Below are 19,465 nucleotides of genomic sequence, written 5' to 3' on the forward strand. Positions count from 1 at the left end.
GTGTCGAGGGTGACCGCCTCGGTTCGTGCCAGCGCGCGGCCCTGGAGGGTCGCGCCCGTGGCCATCGTGATCGCCGCCTGCGCCATGATGGTGCCGACGAAGGTTGTCCCCGTGCCGATCGTCGCCGAGCTGCCGATCTTCCAGAACACGTTGCAGGCCGAAGCGCCGTTGATCAACACGACGCTGCTGTTCGACGCCGTCGTCAATGAGGAGTCGACCTGGAAGATGAACACGGCCGACGGGTCGCCCTGCCCGTTGAGGGTCAACGGTCCGGTGAGCTGGGCTGCCCCGATCCGGTAGACCCCTTCGTTGAGCGTGTTGCCGCCGAGTTCCGCGGGCAGGTTGGTAAACGGGGTCCGACCGGCGGCGTCGTTGAAGGCGATGGTCAGGTCGCTCTGGGCCTGGAGAGCGACCGCGTCGCCGAGGTGGATCTCGCCGCCGATGGTCGCCGTTTCGAAGCCGGCCGCGGTGTTTCCTGGGAACCGCCCGAGGCTCTGCGCCAGGAAGCTGGAGCCGGTGTTGGTGGGCTCGGCCCCGGCCAGGACGGAGAAGTTCGCCGCCGTCCCGAGGTTCACCGGCGCTTCCTGCGCGCTGGCGGCAGTCGAGCTGAAGAGCAGTAGGCTCGCCGCGACTGTCGCGGCGGCTCCGGCCGCGAGCGCCGGCACCACCACCCGCCGCCGTAGGCCGAGTCTCGGTTTCACTGTCACAGAACATCCTCCGTGGGTACTACTCGCGGGAACGCGTCTCGTGAGCCGCGTCCTGCGCGCGTTACGGCCGATATGGCACCGACAAGCGGCGCTGACCACCACATCACGCACGCCGAGTGAATGCCCGCAAAACGGAATAATCGACCGCAGTCGTCCGTACAAAGAGGATCGGGTCTCACGTTCCCGTTCGACGGCCTCGCGTTTGCACCCCGGCCCACTGCCACGACGACCCGTGCCGCCTCGGCCCCGCGCCGCCTGATCTCAGGGCAGCGGGTCGGCCGCCTCCACTATCGGGCTGCCGGCCAGGTCGCGCGCCCGTGTACGCAGGGCGAGGACGGGCTGTTGCTGCCAGCCGGAAAATGGAACCGGCGCAACTCCTCGATCACGAATCCCGCGTCCGTGATCGCGGCGATGGTGTCCCGGCCGGTGTGGCAGCCGGCGAACAGCTTCGGCCACAGTGTCGCGTCGAGCAGCCGCTGGGTCCGGTGCAGCCTGCTGGCCTCGTCCGCGGCGACGTGCTCGAAGAACCGCAGCTCGCCACCGGGGCGCAGCGTCCGGCCGATCTCGGCCAGCGCGCTCGCCTGATCGGGCACGGTGCACAACACCAACGCGACCACCGCCGCGTCAAACTCGCCGTCGCGGGCCGGCAGGTTCTCGGCCAGGCCGTCGACGACATTGATCGGAACCGGCGCGGTCGGTGCCGCGCGCTCGGCGGCGGCCCGTAGCCGGCGTTCCGGCTCGACAGCGACGACTTCGCTCACCCCCGGCGGGTAGTGGGAGAACATCCGCCCGTTGCCCGCGCCGACCTCGATCACCCGGCCGGACAGACCGGCGACCAGGTCCCGTCGGAACTCCGCCGTGCCGGCACGGTCCATGGCGACGCTGAGCCGCTCGTAGACCCGGGCGAACACCGGGTGGGACACCGTAGCCACGTCGACCTCCGGGAAGCGGGTGGAACAGTTCTCCCGCGATTGTCCTGCATCGGCGCACGCTTTCCGTCTTACTGGTTGGCAGCACGATTCGACCAGGTGCAGACAGGACGTGGTACGACCATGAAGATCGTCGTCATCGGAGGCAGCGGCCTCATCGGTTCCAAGCTCGTGGACAGCCTCGCCGGACAGGGCCACGAGGCGGTGCCGGCTTCGCCGAAGACCGGCGTGAACACACTGACCGGCGAGGGAGTCGCCGACGTGCTCACCGGCGCCGAGGTCGTCGTGGACGTGTCGAACTCGCCGTCGTTCGAGGACAAGGCCGTGCTGGAGTTCTTCGAGACGTCCACCCGGACTCTCCTCGCCGCCGCGTCGGACGAAGGGGTGGGCCACTACGTCGCGCTCTCCATCGTCGGTTGTGACCGGATCCCGGACAGCGGTTACATGCGGGCGAAGGTCGCCCAGGAGAAGCTCATCGTCGCGTCCGGAACCCCGTACTCGATCGTGCACGCCACCCAGTTCTTCGAGTTCCTCCAGGGCATCATCGACGCTGGCACGGACGGTGACACCGCGCACCTCGCGCCGGTGCTCATCCAGCCGATGGCCGCAGACGACGTCGCGGCTGCGGTGGCCGAGGCCGCGGTCGCGGCGCCGACCAACGCCGTGGTCGAGGTCGCCGGCCCGGAGCAGTTCCGTCTCGACGAACTGGGCCGGTCGATGCTCGCCGCCCGGCAGGTCCCTCGTTCGGTGTTGGCCGACCCCGACGCCCGCTACTTCGGCGCCAAGCTGGGCGAACGCTCCCTCGTTCCCACCGACGGCGCCCGCATCGCCGGTACGCGTCTCGACGACTGGCGTGCCCGGACGGCCGGCGGTCGCTGACGCTACGTCGGGGTGTCTGGCGGATCGGCTCGCCCGAGACGCTGCACCAACTCCCGGACCACCTCGGTGAAGTGCTGGTCGGACTCGCCCGGCCAGTGTCCCTGGATGGGTGGGGGGAGGCTGTCGCTGGGCGGCGTCACCACGTCGCGAGGGTCGCGATACCGGCGATCGACGGTGGCGGCCGGGCCGCTGGCGCCGGTCGGCGCATGCGGCCGGTGAGCCGAGAAGATCCATCCGCCGATGGGGTCGGCGTCACTCCACAGGTTCACCCACCGCCAACCAACCCGGTGGCCGATCTCGTGCAGCGCCGCGTCGTCGACGTACGCGGGGAAGAGCCGCGCGTAGAGGCGGCGCAGCGGTGACCCGTGGGTGAGCAGAGCGACCCGACTGCCGACGTGCGGCGGCAACTGGAGCACCGTCGCGGCGAGCAGGACCGAGCCGTGGCTGTGCCCGGTGAGCAGCACCGCGTCGCCGCGCTCGACGAGGTACGTGATGCGGCGGGCCAGCTCCGGCACGGCCCGCTCGGAATAGCAGGGCGGCGCGAACGGGTGGGCGGCCCGAGGCCAGAAGGTGCCGAGGTCCCAGAGGACACCGATGTGCCGACGGAACGGCACGGTCCGGTAGGCGAAGATGCCCCCGACGAGCAGGCCGAGGATGATCGCCGCGATCACCCAGCTGCCGAACGCGATGCCGAAGATGACCGAGTCCGCGGGCAGACCGAGGTTCCGCTCGATGACGTCGGCCGGGAACTGCCCCAGCAGGCCGACGGTGGTGGTTGCCGTGGCGAGTCCGGTGAGACAGCCGTAGAGCACGGCCAGCGGCACCAGTTTCTCGGTGAAGCGAGCCCGCGCGATCGCGTCCCGGACCTGCCGCAGTCGCGGCCCGGCCTCGGCCGGGGCGTCCGGGTAGTCGTGGGCGACGATCGCCGCCGCGGCTCGGCGCCGACTGCGCCGGGAGAGCACGATGACGAGGCCGGCGACGATCAGGGTGGCCAGCAGGGCCCGGAAAAAGCCGTAGATCGCCCAGGTGTACGCCCGAGGCGGACCGGTCGCGATGCCCTCCCCGGTCGGCACGTCGCGATCGAGGAAGTCCGCCACCCGGTAGACCAACTCCGCGGAGTAGGCCACCGCCAGGCTGATCCCGGTGGCCGCGACCACGAGGGCGCCCAGCCCGAACAGCGGGGTGGCGCCGCGATTCCGGCGGCAGAGCAGCACCACGCCCAGAGCGGCCAGCAGCGCCGTCTGTGCGACGAACAACCCGGCCAGGTGCGTCTCGTAGCCGGGCAGTCCGTGCCCCTCGTGCCACTGCGGTGGACCGGTCGCCAGGTGAGCCAGGACGACGACGGTCAGGACGACGGCGGCGGTCCGCAGCGTACGGGTGACCCGGTCGAGCCGCTGGTCCCCGGCGGCCCGGTCGATCAACGGTGGCGTGCAGAGCAGCACCGCGCAGACCACCAGGACCACTGCGGTGACGACCGTCAGCGTGATCGTGGTTGCCGTGGCGCCGCTCGCGGCCCGGGCCAGGAGCAGGGTGAGGTCCAGCGTCGCGAACGCGGCGGCGACGTGGATGGAGCGCAGCCGGCCCACCAGCGGCTCGGCGTCCCACTGACCGACGGTGCCGAGCCGCGACCCGGAGAACTCCCGATCGGGTGCGCGAAACGCCTCGAACGTTCGACCCGGGCGGTTGCTGATCCGCCAGATCAGGCCGATCGCGGCGGCCGGGACCAGCGCGAGCACCGCCAGTCGCAGTCCGACCGGTCGTCCGCTCAGCCAGGACAACCAGCTGCGCCCGGCCAGGCAGCGCGGCGAGGAGAGGCATTTCCAGCCGACCAGGTCCACTGCGACGCCGGCGATGGCGAGCACGTACAGCACGGTGAGTGTGAGCGCCAGCAGCCGGCACAGCGACTTGACCACCGCCTCGGAGCGAGGGTTCGCCGGGCGCATCCAGATCGCGACGTTGACCAGCATGAAGGGCAGCAGGAAGACCACTGCCAGGGTGCGGGCCACGGTCCCGGACGGCAGGTCACCCCAGCGGTACGCCTCCAGCGTCACCCCATGCGCTCCGGTGCTGTCCTCGCACCGGGGCCGCGGCCGGTAGAAGCCACCGCTGCGGTCACCCGCGACCTGCGCCGTCTGCTGAAGGTCGAGCACCTGTGCGGCGCTGGCGCCCGAGACGCCGTGCACCCGCAGCTCCACGACATCGCGGGGGATGTCCGACCCGCTCAACCGCGCTGATCCATGCGACGACCCCCCGAGGCGCTCGGCGGCCCCGTCTACCCGATTCGGACTGCCTCAACCGCACGAGCTGACGGGAGCGGGTCGGTGACCGTTGGCGAGGCTCAGCGCTCCCGGTCGGGTGTCAGGTCCGTCCTCGCCTGCCCGGTGTCCGGGTCGAAGGGGAACGACACGTGCTGGTGGATCATCTCCCAGCCCCGACCGGCCCGCTGGAAGACGCGGGTGCCCCGCGACCAGCTCACGATCGTGGTGCCGTCCGGCTGCTGCGCGGTCATCCGGTTGAGGCCCCACGACACGGCCAGGTCGTCGCGGACGATGACCGCCAGGTCCGGAACGATCCAGGTGACGGTGCCGGTGCTGACGTCGAGACCGTTGGCGCAGACCTCGCGAACCTCGTCGTGGCCGACGTACTCCAGCGGCAGTTCGTGCTCGTACGACACGACGGTCGCGGCGACGGGCTCCATGATCCCGTCGAGATCCTTCGCCTCGGTGGCCTCGTACCAGCGCTCGTGCAGTGACCGCACCTCCCGCTCGGAGGTCTCGCGGTCGTCGGCGCCGCGGTCGTCGGCGAACGAGTGGTGCTCGTGCGCCACGACCCACGAGCCGTTCTCCTTGCGCAGCCCGAGAGTCAGGCGCAGCAGGAGCTCGGGCCGCCTGGCGAGGTCCTCGGGGGTGCCGCAGCGCAGCAGCGCGTTGGCGTAGGCGACGGTGTCGCCCGCGGTGATGTCGAGGCTGGTCAGCTCGAAGACGGCCCCCGACGCCTGCCACCGGAAGAAGTCGGGCCAGGTCCGCTCGTACGCCTCGATGCCCCGGACCCCCTCATGCGGCGGGGGTACGTCGTACATGACGATGTCCGCGGAGTGGCAGGCGAGGACGCCGGGCAGGTCACCGGCATGGACAGCCTGCGCCCACCGCTCGATCAGTTCCCGGATCTGTGTCTCGTCGTCGACCATGGTGCTCCCTCGTGCGTCGGGTTGCTCTCACCTCTACAACCTGCGCGGAGCGACAAACTCATCGCCGTGTGCCGACCGGATCTGCTCAGCCTGGTCCAGGTGGGTCGGCAGACCGCACATGGGCAGTGTCTCCGGGGTCAGGAACGACACCACCTCGGCGATCCGGTCGCCGCGCAGCGCGACGACGTCCAGCGCCGCCGCCGTGAAGACCGACGCTTCCGGGTTCCAGAGGTACGTCCCGAAGGCGAGTTGCCCGTTCGCGTACGTCGGGACGAACCGCCACCGCACCGCCAACGGGCCGTCCAGCAGGAACTGGCGGATGGCGTCGCGGCCCTCGTACCACCGAGGCAGCGGCGGCATCGAGTACCGGGCGTCGTCGGTGAGCATCGCCAGGATGGCCTCGACGTCGCCGCGCTCCCACGCGGTCACGTACCGCCGTGCCAGTTCGCGCACGGTGTCGTCGCCGAGGCTGCTCAGCTCCGCCTGCTGGCTCTCGGTCGGGCGCAGCGCGTCCACGACCCGTCGGGCGCGTTGCAGGGCGCTGTTGACCGCCGGGGTGGAGGTGCCGAGCAGGTCGGCCACCTCGGCGGCGGGGTAGCCGAGCACCTCCCGCAGCAGCAGCACGGCCCGCTGTCGGCCGGGCAGGTGTTGCAGCGACGCGACGAAGGCGAGCTCCAGGTGCTCGCTGTCGATCACCCGCTGCGCCGGGTCCCGCTGTTCCGGAGGCAGGGAGCGTCGGTCCGGGTACGGCCCGAGCCAGGCCGTTTCGGCCACCGCGGCGGCGCCCGGGGTCAGGTCGGTCGGCAGCTCCCGGCGGCGACCCCGACCCTCGATCATGCTCAGGCACCGGTTGGTGGCGATCCTGTACAGCCAGGCTCGCAGAGTGCCGCGATCCTCGTAGCGGTGCTGGTTCTGCCAGGCCCGCGTCAGCGTCTCCTGCACCGCGTCCTCGGCGTCGTGGAAGGAACCGAGCATCCGGTAGCAGTGGGCGGTCAGCTCGTCGCGGTGCTCGTCGATCAGCCGAGCGAACGTCACGGTCGTGGAGCCTACCGTCGGCTCGGCCGTCGCGCGCCTGCTCGCTGGCGCCGATCGATCGGCGGGGGAGGGGATTGATCCGACCAGGGCGGGGTAGGTGCGGCCATGGTCGCTGCCGGTCGGCGCGGAGCAGACGCTGGCGTTCCGGCACGTGCCGGGGACATCGCCCACGGCGGCCTGGCGAACACCGTGGCCCGGCTGTGGGACCGTGCGCTGGACACGGTGCGGGAGCGGTTCCGTCGGGTACGCGCCGTCGGGGGCCTCGCCCTGCAGGCCGGGCTGGCCGCGGCGCTGTCCTGGTTCGTGGCGCACGAGCTGCTGCACGTGTCGCAGCCGGTGTTCGCGCCGATCTCCGCCGTCTCGACCCTCGCCGCGTCCGTCGGTCAACGGCTGCGTCGTACCGTCGAGCTGATCCTCGGCGTCACCGTCGGGGTGCTGATCGGCGATCTGCTGCTCCTGGTGATCGGCACTGGCTGGTGGCAGCTCTCCCTGATCGTCGTCCTGGCGATCATGGTCGCGTTGTTCCTCGCGGGCAGTGCCGCGGTGGTGATCCAGGCCGGGGCGACGGCGGTGCTCATCGCCACGCTCAGCCCGTCGATCCGCGATCTGGAGGTTCCCCGGTTCGTGGACGCGCTCGTCGGGGGAGGGGTGGCGCTGCTGGTCACCGCCGTGCTGCTGCCGCTGAACCCGCTGCGGGTGCTCAACCGGGCCGCGCGCCCGGCATTGGATCTCCTGGCCGCCCAGCTCGACGCCACCGCCGACGCGCTGGCCGAGCGTGATGCCGCCCGCGCGCGTACCGCCCGCAGCGAGCTGCGGCAGAACAAGGGCCCGCTGAAGGCGTTCGTCGAGGCGACCCAGGGCGCCCGGGAGGCCAGCACCCTGTCACCGGTGCACTGGCACCAGCGACGCGGGCCGGTGGGCCGCTACGCGCAGGCGGCGGAGCCGATCGACCGGACGATGCGCAACAGCGGAACGTTGATCCGTCGCTCCGTGACTCTGATCGAGGACCGCGAACCGGTCCCGGAGCCGCTGCCGAGGGCGGTCGCCGATCTCGCCGAGGCCGTCCGGTTGCTCAAGCGGGAGTTCGCCGCGGGTGACGAGCCGGACCGGGCGTGCAAGCAGGCACTGTTGGCGGTCGAGACGGCCGGTCACGCCTACCGGGAGGGCGTCGGCTTCTCCGGTGCGGTGGTGGTGGCGCAGGTTCGTACGACGGTCAGCGACCTCCTCGTGGCCATAGGACTGAGCCAGGAAGACGCGAATCGCCTGGTCAGGCGCTCGTTCGGTGGCCTCTGAGCGCCTGCCGGCCGGACCGTGACGGAGCCAATGGCATCACCTTGAGCCATGGGTGTTGCATGTTGAGCCAAAGTGGTGCCATGATGGTGCCATGGAGCTGAGGTCATACGTCGAGAACCTGCGTGACGAGTTCGCCGTGGCTGCGGAGGGCGTCGACGCGGACGGCCGCGCGCTGGCCGAGCGGCTCTTCGCCCAACTGGAGGCCGCTACCCGACTCACCCTGCTGGAGGCACTGTCTGACGCAGCCGACGAGATCACCCGCGAGCTGGCACCGGGCTCGGTGCACGTCCGGCTGCGTGGGCGCGAGCCTGACTTCGTGGTCACCCCGGCCACCCCGCCGCTCGACGAGCCGAGCGAGGCCACCGGGCCGCAGGCACCCCCTGCGCCGGTGCTCCCACCGGACGGCGACGACGGCGGCACCTCACGGATCAACCTCCGGCTCCCCGACCACCTGAAGGCCAGCGTCGAGGAGGCCGCCGGGCGAGCCGGGCTGTCGGTCAACGCCTGGCTGGTGCGAGCTGTCGCCGGTGCCATCGGGGCGGGCGACACCGAACGTCGTCCACCCCGGCGGGTGGAGCCGCGCTCCGGGCAGCACTTCACCGGCTGGGCCCGCTGACCCCCCGTACCCCTTTGTTTTCGTGCCGCTGACCAGCGGCGACATTCACCGACCACCTTTCGGGAGACCACCATGCCTGTTTTCGAAACGCCAGAGCCCATCTCCGTCCAGATCGAGTTGCCCGTCGGGGATGTCTGGATCAGCGCGACCGACCGCACCGACACGGTGGTGACGGTGCGGCCCCGCGACCCGTCGAGCAGGGCCGACGTGAGCACCGCCGAACAGTGCACCGTCGAGTACGCCGCCGGAAAGCTGCTGATCAGGGTGTCGAAGAGTTGGCGCCGCTACGGCTTCGGCCCCGGCCCGTCGGTCGACGTCCTGATCGAGTTGCCGACCGGGTCGCGGGTGCACGCAGAGTCCTCGTGGGCGGCATTCCGCTGCGAGGGCCGGCTCGGCGAGTGCCGGATCAAGACCGGAAGTGGGATCCGGCTCGACGAGACCGGCCCGTTGGACATCGACAGCAGCCACGGTGAGGTCGCCGTGGAGCGCGTCGCCGGTGACGCCCGGGTGAAGGCCTCGTCCGGCAAGGTGCGCATCGGTGCGGTCGACGGCACCGTCGAGATCAAGAACTCCTCCGGCGACTGCTGGATCGGCCGCAGCGGCGGCGACGTGCGGGTCAACACCGCCTACGGCGACATCACCCTCGACACGTCGACGGCCTCGGTGACGGCACGCACCGCCTACGGCAACCTCCGGCTGGGCGAGGTCGCACGGGGATCGATCGACCTGAACACCTCGTACGGGGCCATCGAGGTCGGCATCCGTCGGGGGACCGCCGCCTGGCTCGACGTCAGCTCCAAGCACGGCCGCGTACACAACGCCCTGGAAACCGCCGACAGCCCGGCGCAGACCGACGAGACGGTCGAGGTCCGGGCGAACACCGCCTACGGCGACATCATGATCCGCCGCGCCTGATCCGCTGCCACACAGACCGCAAAGAGGAGACCATGACCAGCTCCACGAAACCCGCAATCGTCGCCACCGACCTGCGGAAGTCCTACGGTGACAAGGTCGTGCTGGACGGCATCGACCTCATGATCACCGAGGGAACGATCTTCGCGTTGCTCGGCCCCAACGGTGCCGGCAAGACCACTACCGTGCAGATCCTCTCCACGCTGATCAACGCTGACGGCGGCAACGCCCGCGTCTTCGGCCACGACCTGGCCCGAGAGCCCAACGCCGTAAGAGAACTGATCGGCGTCACCGGCCAGTTCTCCGCCGTCGACAACCTGCTCACCGGGCGAGAGAACCTGAGCCTGATGGCCGACCTGTGTCACCTGGACAAGGCGGCCGGCCGGCGACGGATCGCCGACCTGCTCGACCAGTTCGACCTGGTGGAGGCGGCGGGCAAGCCGGTGTCGACGTACTCCGGCGGCATGCGCCGACGGCTCGACCTCGCGATGACCCTGGTCGGTGAGCCCCGCGTCATCTTCCTCGACGAGCCGACCACCGGCCTCGACCCGCGCAGCCGCCGGGCCATGTGGCAGATCATCCGCAACCTCGTCGCCGAGGGCGTCACCATCCTGCTCACCACGCAGTACCTGGAGGAGGCCGACCATCTCGCCGACCGCGTCGCCTTCCTCGACCACGGCCGGCTGATCGCCGAGGGCACGCCGCGCGAACTCAAGCGGCTCATCCCGGGCGGCCACGTCGTGTTGCAGTTCGCCGATCAGGAAGGGCTCGACTCGGCGGCCCAAGCGTTCGCCGCCGCCACCCGCGACGACGCCGCGCTCACCCTCCAGGTGCCGAGTGACGGCGGGGTCGGCACGCTGCGGTCCCTGCTCGACCAGCTCGATCGCGCCTCCATCACCGTGGCCGGGCTCTCCGTGCACACCCCCGATCTCGACGACGTCTTCCTCACCCTCACCGGCCAGCCGGACACCCGCGCCGGCCGCCCCGACCACGAAAGGGCTCCAGCGCGATGAGCACCCTCTCCCTCGCCGTCCGTGACTCGAGCACGATGCTGCGGCGCAACCTCCTGCACATGCGGCGCTACCCGTCGATGACCCTGCTGCTCGTCGGCGTCCCGGTCATCACCCTGCTGCTCTTCGTCTACGTCTTCGGTGGCACGCTCGGCGCCGGCCTCGGGCCGACCGGCGACCGTTCCCAGTACGCCAACTACGTCACGCCGGGCATCCTGCTCATCACCGTGGCCAGCGCGGCGCAGGGCACCGCCATCTCGGTCGCGATGGACATGACCGAGGGCATCATCGCCCGGTTCCGAACGATGGCGATCTTCCGACCGTCGGTCCTCACCGGACACGTCCTGGGCAGCCTGGTCCAGACCCTGCTCAGCCTCGCGGCCGTCACCGGTGTGGCGCTGCTCGTCGGGTTCCGGCCCACGGCCAACCCGGTCGAGTGGCTCGCCGCCATCGGCGTCCTCTCCATGATCACCTTTGCGCTGGCCTGGCTGTCGGTCGCCCTCGGCCTGGTCAGCGACAGTGTCGAGACGGCCAGCAACCTGCCCATGCCACTGATCCTCCTGCCGTTCCTCGGCAGCGGGTTCGTCCCCACCGACTCCATGCCCACCGTGGTTCGATGGTTCGCCGACTACCAGCCCTTCACGCCCGTCATGGAAACCCTCCGCGGCCTGCTCCTCGGCACCGGGATCGGTGCCAACGGGATCATCGCGGTGATCTGGTGCGTCGTCATCAGCGCGCTCTCCTTCCTCTGGGCCAAGACCCTCTACAACCGCAGTCGAGCGACCTGATCCTGACCGGCGCTCGTGTCCCCGCCATCGCGACGGACAGCCGGCGGCGCGGCCCCCTGGGGGGCGCCGGCGCCTGGCCACGTCGCGCGGGACGGGGTCGAGGTGGTGCAGGGCTGGCGGCGTCGCGAAGGCTTGACCGACTCGGGTTTCATGAATTCGGCCTGTCGCCGTGCCTCGGACCCCCCGATTTCAATGAACGCGAGTGGATCTACCAGGTCGCACGACGTGGCCACGCCACTGCCAGCGTCGCGCCACGGCGCCGCGCGCGGGAGGCCGATCGTGAGCCGTCCGTCCGACCCGAGGGCACGCGACCGACGCAGCCACCACCGAAACGTCGAATGTTATCGATAACACCCGCCGGGTGTCCGATCATGAGATGCGCCGGTCGCCCGCCGGGGCGCTCGCCGATGAGCCCGCGCGACCGTCGGCTCCGGTTCCATAGATCCGATCAAGAGATCGCGAAGCCTCGATGATGTTATCGCCAACATCATCGGCGAGCGGCACGCGGTCGCCGTCGGACGGCCGTCTCGTGGTGGCGGAGGGTGGGACCTTGCCGTCCGGCCCGCCGAGAGGCATCCGGGCGGCGGCCGGTCCGCGCGGCAACCCCACCCGGAGTGCAGAGGAAAGGCCCGGCACCGGATTCGCGCCTTTTGCGCCGGTCCGTTATCGACCCTCCCGAGTCGGCCCTCCTTCGGCGTTCCGTTACGGAGCTGTTGCGGGTAGATGTCTTGACGAGGCTGGATGTGAGCGTTAACACTATCCCCGTTAACGGTGGAGGTGAACATGAACCGTGTGGACGGAGCAGGCGACCGCTATGTCGTCGGTGTCGACTACGGCACCCTGTCCGGGCGCGCTCTGGTGGTCCGTGTCGGTGATGGTGCCGAGTTGGGGACCGCGGTGCACGAGTACGGCGACGCAGTGATCAGCACGGCGCTTCCGGGAGGTCGACCGCTTCCCCCGGACTGGGCCCTGCAGAACCCGGAGGACTACCGCGACGTGTTGCGGTACGCCGTCCCGGCGGCGGTGTCCGCCGCAGGGGTGGATCCGGCCGCGATCGTCGGCATCGGCATCGACTTCACCGCCTGCACGGTGCTGCCGACGACCGCCGACGGCATCCCGCTCTGCGAGGATCCCGAGCTGCGCGACCGGCCGCACGCCTGGGTCAAGCTGTGGAAGCACCACGCGGCGCAGACGCACGCCGACCGGATCAACGCGCTGGCCCACGAGCGGGCCGAGCCGTGGATCGGCCGGTACGGCGGCAAGATCTCCGCCGAGTGGCAGTACGCCAAGGGGCTCCAGATGCTGGAGGAGGACCCCGAGGTCTACCACCGCGCCGAGCGCTTCATCGAGGCGGCCGACTGGATCGTCTGGCAGCTCTGCGGCACCGAGACCCGCAACGTCTGCACGGCCGGTTACAAGGGCATCCTTCAGGACGGTCAGTACCCCAGTGAGGACTTCCTGACCGCGCTCAATCCCGGGTTCGGCGACTTCGTGACCAAGCTGGACGGTCCGTTGCTGCCCCTGGGCGCCCGGGCCGGCTCGCTCACCGCGCGGGCCGCCGCCTGGACCGGCCTGCCGGAGGGGATCGCGGTCGCCGTCGGCAACGTCGACGCGCACGTCACCGCGGCGTCCGCGCAGGCCGTGGAGCCCGGCCGGCTCGTCGCCATCATGGGCACCTCGACCTGTCACGTGGTCAACGGCGCCCAGGTCGCCGAGGTGGCAGGTATGTGCGGTGTCGTGGACGGCGGCATCAGCCCCGGCGCGTGGGGTTACGAGGCCGGGCAGAGCGGTGTCGGCGACATCTTCGGCTGGTTCGTCGAGCACGCGGCTCCGGCCGGCGTCGACTCGCACGAACGCCTCACCGAGCTGGCCGCGAGCCAGCCGGTCGGCGCGCACGGTCTGATCGCCCTGGACTGGTGGAACGGCAACCGTTCACTGCTGGTCAACCACGACCTCAGCGGGATGATCGTCGGAATGACCCTGGCCACCCGGCCGCAGGACATCTACCGGGCGCTGCTGGAGTCCACCGCGTACGGCACTCGGATGATCATCGAGGCGTTCGTCGAGGCCGGAGTCGCGGTGAACGACCTCGTGATCGCCGGCGGCCTCACCAACAACGCGCTGCTGATGCAGATCTACGCCGACGTGACCAAGCGGCCACTGAACATCATCGCCTCGACGCAGGGGCCGGCGCTGGGATCGGCGATCCACGCAGCCGTGGCAGCCGGCGAGTTCCCCTCGGTCCACGAGGCGTCGCAGGCGATGGGTCGGGTGCACGAGGCCGTGTACCGACCGGATCCCGAGCGGGCGCGTGCCTACGACGCCCTCTACGCCGAGTACCGGACGCTGCACGACCACTTCGGTCGCGGCGGCAACGACGTCATGCTGCGCCTGCGGGCTATCCGCAACGCGGCAGCCGGAACCGCTGCGGCCGCACCCGAGGCCGCGTTGGAGGTGGTCGCATGAGCACTGAGGTGACCGGACAGATCCGTGAGCTGCGCGAGACCGTCGCACGCCTGCACTCCGAGCTGACCCGGTACGGCCTGGTCGCCTGGACGTCCGGCAACGTCTCCGCGCGGGTTCCCGGCCAGGACCTCCTGGTGATCAAGCCGAGCGGCGTCAGCTACGACGACCTCACCGCGGACAACATGGTGGTGTGTGACCTCGACGGCGCTCTCGTCGAGGGCGACTTCGCCCCGTCCAGTGACACCGCCGCGCACGCCTACGTCTACCGGGCCATGCCCGAGGTCGGTGGGGTCGTGCACACGCACAGCTCGTACGCCACCGCGTGGGCCGCCTGCGGCGAGGCGATCCCGTGCCACCTCACCGCCCAGGCCGACGAGTTCGGCGGGGAGATCCCGATCGGCCCGTTCGCTCTGATCGGCGGTGACGACATCGGCAAGGGCATCGTCGCCACGCTGGCCGGTCACCGCTCGCCTGCGGTGCTGATGCAGAACCACGGCGTCTTCACCATCGGGCGCGACGCCCGCGCCGCGGTCAAGGCCGCGGTCATGTGCGAGGACGTGGCCCGTACCGCGCATCTGGCCCGCGCACTGGGGCAGCCCGTGCCGATGGCGCAGGCAGACATCGATGCTCTTTATGACCGTTACCAGAACGTCTACGGTCAACAACCAGTCGCACCCGCGGGTTCCTGACCATTTCGGCCAGGTCGAAGCCCGCTGGTCTGCACCACCGATGCACCACCGACGCACCAGCACGCACCAGTACGCACCACCCGCGTACGCCGCTCTTTCGCACCTCGGCGGTTGGCGCGGTTTCCCACCACATGAGCCAAGGAGATCCGATGAGAAAGATGCGAACGCAGTCCGCTCCGTGGCGCGCTGCCGCGGTCCTCGCCAGCGTGCTGCTCGTCGGCGGCGTGGCGGCCTGCGGCAACAGCGACACCGGCGGCGGCGGTTCCAAGGACGACGGCAAGATCACGATGGGCTTCTCCCAGGTCGGTGCGGAGAGCGGCTGGCGTACCGCGAACACCACCTCGATCAAGGATGCCGCCGCTGCGGCCGGGATCGAGCTGAAGTTCGACGACGCTCAGCAGAAGCAGGAAAACCAGATCAAGGCGATCCGCAACTACATCCAGCAGAAGGTCGACGTGATCGCCTTCTCGCCGGTGGTGGAGTCCGGGTGGGACACCGTGCTCAAGGAGGCCAAGGACGCCGACATCCCGGTCATCCTGACCGACCGCTCGGTGGACTCGGCCGACAAGAGCCTGTACAAGACCTTCCTCGGCTCGGACTTCGTCAAGGAGGGCCGGCTCGCGGGTGAGTGGCTGGTCGAGCAGAAGAAGACCGCCTCGGGCCCGGTGAACATCGTCGAGTTGCAGGGCAACACCGGCGCGGCGCCGGCGAACGACCGCAAGAAGGGCTTCGCCGAGGCCATCGCCGCCAACCCGAACCTGAAGGTCATCGCCTCCCAGCCGGGTGACTTCACCCGCGCGGGCGGCAAGCAGGTCATGGAGCAGTTCCTCAAGGCCAACCCGAAGATCGACGTGTTGTTCGCGCACAACGACGACATGGGCCTGGGCGCACTCGAGGCGATCACCGCTGCCGGCAAGGTGCCCGGCAAGGACATCACCATCATCACTGTCGACGCTGTCAAGGACGGCATGCAGGCTCTCGCCGACGGGAAGTTCAACTTCATCGCGGAGTGCAGCCCGCTGCTCGGCCCGCAGCTGATGGACCTGGCCAAGAAGGTGCACGCTGGCGAGCAGGTGGCGCCTCGGATCGAGACCGAGGAGACCACCTTCACCCAGGAGCAGGCCAAGGAAGCACTGCCCAACCGCAAGTACTGACCGACGCCGGGGTCGCCGCGCTCGCGTGGCGGCCCCGCCGCGTCGTCCCCCTACCCGCAACGGACCGGGCATGGCCCGCGACCATCCCGCAGCACGCCCGCCCGGACGATCCCCAGGGACGACCGGGCGGGCGCACGGGGCGGTGGCGGCCCTTCCGTGTCGACAACCCAGAAGAGGTCTGATGGGATGACGGATAGCCGTCCGGTCCTGACGATGACCGGGATCAGCAAGTCCTTCCCCGGGGTGCGCGCACTCCACGACGTCAACTTCCGGCTCTTTCCCGGCGAGGTGCACGCCCTGATGGGCGAGAACGGCGCCGGCAAGTCGACCCTCATCAAGGTGCTGACCGGTGTCTACGACACCGACGAGGGCACCATCACCCTCGACGGCGAGCCGGTCTCCTTCAGCGGGCCGATGCAGGCGACCGCCGCCGGGGTGAGCACGGTCTTCCAGGAGGTGAACCTCTGCACCAATCTCTCGGTTGCGGAGAACATCTTCATCGGCCGCGAGCCCCGGCGACTCGGCGCCGTGCACTGGGGTGAAGTTCGCCGCCGGGCCCGGGCGCTGCTTGCCCTCCTCGACCTCGACCTCGACGTCAGTGCGCCGCTCGGCTCGTACTCCCTGGCTATCCAGCAGATGGTCGCCATCGCCCGCGCGATCGACATCAAGGCTCGGGTGCTGATCCTGGACGAGCCGACGTCCAGCCTGGACGCCGGCGAGGTGGCCCAGCTGTTCCGCATCATGCGGCACCTGCGTGACGAGGGCATCGCGATCCTCTTCGTGACCCACTTCCTCGACCAGGTCTACGAGATCGCCGACCGCATCACGGTGTTGCGCAACGGTGGGCTCGTCGGCGAGTACCTGACCACCGAGCTGCCTCAGCTCTCCCTGGTCGAGAAGATGATCGGCAAGGAACTCGACGTCCTCGAAGGCATCGAGGAGCACTCCCGCCGGGACCTGGCCGCGCTGGAGGAGGGCACCCCACTGGTGGCGGTGTCGAACTTCGGCCGGGCGGGGGCGGTCGAGCCGTTCAGCCTCACCATCCACGCTGGCGAGGTGGTGGGCCTGGCCGGCCTGCTGGGCTCCGGGCGTACCGAGGTGGCGCGGCTGTTGTTCGGCGCCGACCGGACCGACGGCGGTCAGGTCGCGGTGGACGGCACGGCGAGCAGCCTGCGCACCCCCGCCCAGGCCATCGACCATGGCATCGGCTTCTGTTCGGAGAACCGTCGCGCGGAGGGCATCGTCGCCGACCTGTCGGTCCGCGAGAACATGATCCTCGCCATGCAGGCCGCCCGTGGCTGGTTGCGGCCCATCCCGCGTCGCCGGCAGGACGAGCTGGTCGACAAGTACGTCAAGGCACTCAACATCCGGCCGGCGGACCCGGAGGTGCCGGTCCGCAACCTCTCCGGTGGCAACCAGCAGAAGGTGCTCCTGGCCCGGTGGCTGATCACCGAGCCGCGACTGTTGATCCTCGACGAACCGACCCGGGGCATCGACATCGGCGCGAAGACCGAGATCCAGAAGCTCGTGACCCAGTTGTCCGACGGCGGCATGGCGGTGCTGTTCATCTCCGCCGAGCTGGAGGAGGTGCTGCGCCTCAGCCACAAGGTGGCCGTGATGCGGGACCGGCAGATGGTCGCGCAGCTCGCCAACGACGACACCCTGGACGCGGACCGCATCATGCAGACGATCGCCAGCGGGTCCCACCGGGAGGAGGCAGACCGATGAACGCCACCATGGGCCGCTACCGGGCGGTGACCGGTCACCGGTTGTTCTGGCCCGTCGCCGTGCTGGTCGTCATGCTCGCCGCGAACACGATCTACCGGCCCGGGTTCCTGTCGATCGAGCTCAAGGACGGGCACCTGTACGGCTCGCCGATCGACATCCTGCGGCTGAGCGCACCACTGATCCTCGTCGCGCTGGGGATGACCCTGGTCATCTCGACCGGCGGCATCGACCTGTCGGTGGGGTCGGTGTGTGCGATCAGCGGCGCGATCGCCTGCATGTACATCAGCAAGCAGTCCGACCAGAACAGCCTTGTCGTGGTGCTGACCGCCCTCGCGATGGCGTTGGGCGTCGCGCTCGTGCTCGGCGCCTGGAACGGCGTGCTGGTGGCCGTGATCGGGATCCAACCGATCATCGCCACCCTGATCCTGATGGTGGCCGGCCGGGGCCTCGCCCAGCTGATCACCCAGGGGCAGATCATCACCATCAACTCCGAGCCGTTCCGGGCGATCGGGCTGGGCCACCTGTTCACCCTGCCGCTGGCCATCTTCATCGCCCTCGCCGCAGCACTGCTCGTCGCCGCGTTCACCCGGCGCACCGCACTCGGCATGATCGTCGAGTCGGTGGGTGGCAACGCCGAGGCGAGCCGGTTGGCAGGCATCCGCTCCGGCCGGGTCATCTTCCTCGCGTACGTGCTCAGCGCCGTCTGTGCCGCGATCGCCGGTTTCATGATGACGGCCAACGTCTCCAGTGCCGACGGCAACGCGGTGGGCCTCTGGGTGGAGCTGGACGCCATCCTCGCGGTCGTCATCGGCGGTACGTCCCTCGCCGGTGGCCGGTTCTTCCTCAGCGGCACGATCATCGGCGCGCTGATCATCCAGACGCTGACCACCACGGTGTACGCCATGAACATCTCACCGCAGACCTCGCTGCTGTTCAAAGCGGTCGTCGTCATCGCCGTCTGCCTCATCCAGGCGCCGGCCTTCCGGGCCCGGTTCGCCCGCCGCAGGCGCAGCGCGCCGAAGCCCACCACCATCGCCGACAAGCCGAAGGAGCAGGTACCGGCATGACCACTGGATCGCTCACCGCTGGTCGTGCCCGGTTCCGGCTGCCGAGGCGGCAGATACCGGTCCTGGCCACGCTCGTCCTCCTGCTGGTGATGTACGGCATCGGGGTGTCCCAGTACCAGGCGTTCTCCAACGTGCAGGTCATCTTCAACGTCTTCATCGACAACGGTTTCCTGCTCGTGGTCGCGATCGGGATGACCTTCGTGATCCTCACCGGCGGCATCGACCTGTCGGTCGGGTCCGTCGTGGCGATGACGGCCATGGTGTCGGCCTGGCTGCTCCAGGAGGGCCTGCCGGCGGCGCTGGTGCTCGTCATCGCCCTGCTCATCGGGCCGACGCTCGGCCTGCTGATGGGCTGTGCCATCCACTTCTTCGACATCCAGCCGTTCATCGTCACCCTCGCGGGGATGTTCTTCGCCCGGGGGATGTGCACGTTCATCTCCGGCTCGTCCATCCCGATCACGGACGGGTTCTGGACCAGGATGTCGCAGGAACGGATCGGTGATCCCCGGGGCAACTTCGTCTCGATCAGCGTGCTGATCGCCTTCGTCGTGGTCGCCGTCGCCGCGTACGTGCTGGCCTACACCCGGCTGGGACGCAACGTGTACGCCATCGGCGGCAACCCCCAGTCGGCCCTGCTGATGGGTCTGCCGGTGGGGCGGACCAGGATCGCCGTCTACACCATCAGCGGTCTGTGCTCCGCGATCGGCGGGATCCTGCTGTCCTTCTACACCCTCTCCGGCGCGCCGTTGATCGCCGTCGGGATGGAGCTGGACGTCATCGCCGCCGTCGTCATCGGAGGCACGGTGCTCACCGGCGGCTCGGGTTACGTGTTCGGCACGGTGCTCGGCGTCCTGGTGCTGGGCGTGATCCAGACCCTCATCACCTTCGATGGGAGCCTCAACTCCTGGTGGACGAAGATCGTGATCGGCGGTCTGCTCTTCGCGTTCATCCTCCTCCAGCGCCTCATCGGAATCCGTTACAAGTGACAGTTCCTCTCGCGGAAGG

The 19,465-nt window shown here is 69.9% G+C and carries 16 protein-coding genes and 1 pseudogene; 12 read left to right on the plus strand and 5 right to left on the minus strand.

The features are described 5' to 3' along the window. Window positions 1–50 precede the first annotated feature (50 nt). Together KBX46_RS33150 and KBX46_RS18675 are read right to left on the minus strand one after the other, a co-directional pair. Window positions 51–818: pseudogene (locus tag KBX46_RS33150) on the minus strand (ice-binding family protein); the annotation flags it as partial. A 176-nt stretch (window positions 819–994) separates the two neighbouring features. After that, window positions 995–1,639, minus strand: coding sequence for a class I SAM-dependent methyltransferase (locus KBX46_RS18675; protein WP_210793439.1), 645 nt, complete (start codon window positions 1,637–1,639; stop codon window positions 995–997). A 96-nt stretch (window positions 1,640–1,735) separates the two neighbouring features. Here KBX46_RS18675 and KBX46_RS18680 point away from each other — a divergent pair, with 96 nt between their 5' ends. Next, complete coding sequence (locus KBX46_RS18680) at window positions 1,736–2,515, plus strand: SDR family oxidoreductase (RefSeq protein WP_308159590.1); 780 nt, start codon at window positions 1,736–1,738, stop codon at window positions 2,513–2,515. A 2-nt stretch (window positions 2,516–2,517) separates the two neighbouring features. Here KBX46_RS18680 and KBX46_RS18685 read toward each other — a convergent pair whose 3' ends face one another. From KBX46_RS18685 to KBX46_RS18695, 3 genes are all read right to left on the minus strand, one after another. Next, window positions 2,518–4,740 (minus strand): hypothetical protein, encoded by a 2,223-nt coding sequence (locus KBX46_RS18685; protein ID WP_210793440.1) that lies wholly within the window; start codon window positions 4,738–4,740, stop codon window positions 2,518–2,520. A 113-nt stretch (window positions 4,741–4,853) separates the two neighbouring features. Further along, on the minus strand, window positions 4,854–5,702 hold the full coding sequence (locus tag KBX46_RS18690; RefSeq protein ID WP_210793441.1) for a nuclear transport factor 2 family protein: 849 nt from the start codon (window positions 5,700–5,702) through the stop codon (window positions 4,854–4,856). A gap of 33 nt (window positions 5,703–5,735) precedes the next feature. Beyond that, window positions 5,736–6,812, minus strand: coding sequence for a sigma-70 family RNA polymerase sigma factor (locus tag KBX46_RS18695; RefSeq protein WP_210793464.1), 1,077 nt, complete (start codon window positions 6,810–6,812; stop codon window positions 5,736–5,738). Window positions 6,813–6,842: 30 nt separating this feature from the next. On the opposite strand from KBX46_RS18695, the gene KBX46_RS18700 reads away from it, so the two are divergent. From KBX46_RS18700 to yjfF, 11 genes are all read left to right on the plus strand, one after another. Next, window positions 6,843–8,030: an aromatic acid exporter family protein gene (locus tag KBX46_RS18700; RefSeq protein WP_210793442.1), complete on the plus strand. Its 1,188-nt coding sequence runs from the start codon at window positions 6,843–6,845 to the stop codon at window positions 8,028–8,030. 91 nt (window positions 8,031–8,121) lie between these two features. Further along, window positions 8,122–8,646 (plus strand): hypothetical protein, encoded by a 525-nt coding sequence (locus KBX46_RS18705; RefSeq protein ID WP_088947112.1) that lies wholly within the window; start codon window positions 8,122–8,124, stop codon window positions 8,644–8,646. A gap of 72 nt (window positions 8,647–8,718) precedes the next feature. Beyond that, entirely contained in the window at window positions 8,719–9,561 is an 843-nt protein-coding gene (locus KBX46_RS18710) for a DUF4097 family beta strand repeat-containing protein (RefSeq protein ID WP_210793443.1), read from the plus strand. Between the two features lie 32 nt (window positions 9,562–9,593). Continuing rightward, window positions 9,594–10,571 carry an ATP-binding cassette domain-containing protein gene (locus tag KBX46_RS18715; protein ID WP_210793444.1) on the plus strand — a complete coding sequence of 326 codons (978 nt, stop codon included), beginning with the start codon at window positions 9,594–9,596 and terminating at the stop codon, window positions 10,569–10,571. Beyond that, entirely contained in the window at window positions 10,568–11,356 is a 789-nt protein-coding gene (locus tag KBX46_RS18720; protein WP_210793445.1) for an ABC transporter permease, read from the plus strand. Before KBX46_RS18715 ends, KBX46_RS18720 begins: the two co-directional genes overlap by 4 nt. Before the next feature lie 783 nt (window positions 11,357–12,139). Then, on the plus strand, window positions 12,140–13,822 hold the full coding sequence (gene araB / locus KBX46_RS18725) for a ribulokinase (RefSeq protein ID WP_179782957.1): 1,683 nt from the start codon (window positions 12,140–12,142) through the stop codon (window positions 13,820–13,822). Further along, a complete protein-coding gene (locus tag KBX46_RS18730) occupies window positions 13,819–14,511 on the plus strand; it encodes an L-ribulose-5-phosphate 4-epimerase (protein WP_088947116.1) in 693 nt (230 codons plus the stop codon). Before araB ends, KBX46_RS18730 begins: the two co-directional genes overlap by 4 nt. A gap of 149 nt (window positions 14,512–14,660) precedes the next feature. Beyond that, window positions 14,661–15,665 carry an ABC transporter substrate-binding protein gene (locus KBX46_RS18735; RefSeq protein WP_370452996.1) on the plus strand — a complete coding sequence of 335 codons (1,005 nt, stop codon included), beginning with the start codon at window positions 14,661–14,663 and terminating at the stop codon, window positions 15,663–15,665. A gap of 186 nt (window positions 15,666–15,851) precedes the next feature. Next, the gene (locus KBX46_RS18740; protein ID WP_210793446.1) at window positions 15,852–17,393 is read left to right on the plus strand and encodes a sugar ABC transporter ATP-binding protein; all 1,542 of its coding nucleotides are present in this window, start codon (window positions 15,852–15,854) and stop codon (window positions 17,391–17,393) included. Further along, window positions 17,390–18,460, plus strand: coding sequence for an ABC transporter permease (locus tag KBX46_RS18745; protein ID WP_210793447.1), 1,071 nt, complete (start codon window positions 17,390–17,392; stop codon window positions 18,458–18,460). The genes KBX46_RS18740 and KBX46_RS18745 overlap by 4 nt, the downstream gene beginning before the upstream one ends. Then, on the plus strand, window positions 18,457–19,446 hold the full coding sequence (gene yjfF / locus KBX46_RS18750; protein WP_088947120.1) for a galactofuranose ABC transporter, permease protein YjfF: 990 nt from the start codon (window positions 18,457–18,459) through the stop codon (window positions 19,444–19,446). The genes KBX46_RS18745 and yjfF overlap by 4 nt, the downstream gene beginning before the upstream one ends. Window positions 19,447–19,465 lie beyond the last annotated feature (19 nt).

The organism is Micromonospora sp. C81 (assembly GCF_018070425.1).
In the GTDB taxonomy this organism is placed as follows: Bacteria; Actinomycetota; Actinomycetes; order Mycobacteriales; family Micromonosporaceae; genus Micromonospora; species Micromonospora zamorensis.

Coding starts and splice junctions, on each gene's coding strand:
- KBX46_RS18690 (WP_210793441.1), bottom strand. CDS start 5,702: ATGGTCGACGACGAGACACAGATCCGGGAACTGATCGAGCGGTGGGCG.
- KBX46_RS18700 (WP_210793442.1), top strand. CDS start 6,843: ATGGTCGCTGCCGGTCGGCGCGGAGCAGACGCTGGCGTTCCGGCACGT.
- KBX46_RS18705 (WP_088947112.1), top strand. CDS start 8,122: ATGGAGCTGAGGTCATACGTCGAGAACCTGCGTGACGAGTTCGCCGTG.
- KBX46_RS18710 (WP_210793443.1), top strand. CDS start 8,719: ATGCCTGTTTTCGAAACGCCAGAGCCCATCTCCGTCCAGATCGAGTTG.
- KBX46_RS18715 (WP_210793444.1), top strand. CDS start 9,594: ATGACCAGCTCCACGAAACCCGCAATCGTCGCCACCGACCTGCGGAAG.
- KBX46_RS18720 (WP_210793445.1), top strand. CDS start 10,568: ATGAGCACCCTCTCCCTCGCCGTCCGTGACTCGAGCACGATGCTGCGG.
- araB (WP_179782957.1), top strand. CDS start 12,140: ATGAACCGTGTGGACGGAGCAGGCGACCGCTATGTCGTCGGTGTCGAC.
- KBX46_RS18730 (WP_088947116.1), top strand. CDS start 13,819: ATGAGCACTGAGGTGACCGGACAGATCCGTGAGCTGCGCGAGACCGTC.
- KBX46_RS18735 (WP_370452996.1), top strand. CDS start 14,661: ATGAGAAAGATGCGAACGCAGTCCGCTCCGTGGCGCGCTGCCGCGGTC.
- KBX46_RS18740 (WP_210793446.1), top strand. CDS start 15,852: ATGACGGATAGCCGTCCGGTCCTGACGATGACCGGGATCAGCAAGTCC.
- KBX46_RS18745 (WP_210793447.1), top strand. CDS start 17,390: ATGAACGCCACCATGGGCCGCTACCGGGCGGTGACCGGTCACCGGTTG.
- yjfF (WP_088947120.1), top strand. CDS start 18,457: ATGACCACTGGATCGCTCACCGCTGGTCGTGCCCGGTTCCGGCTGCCG.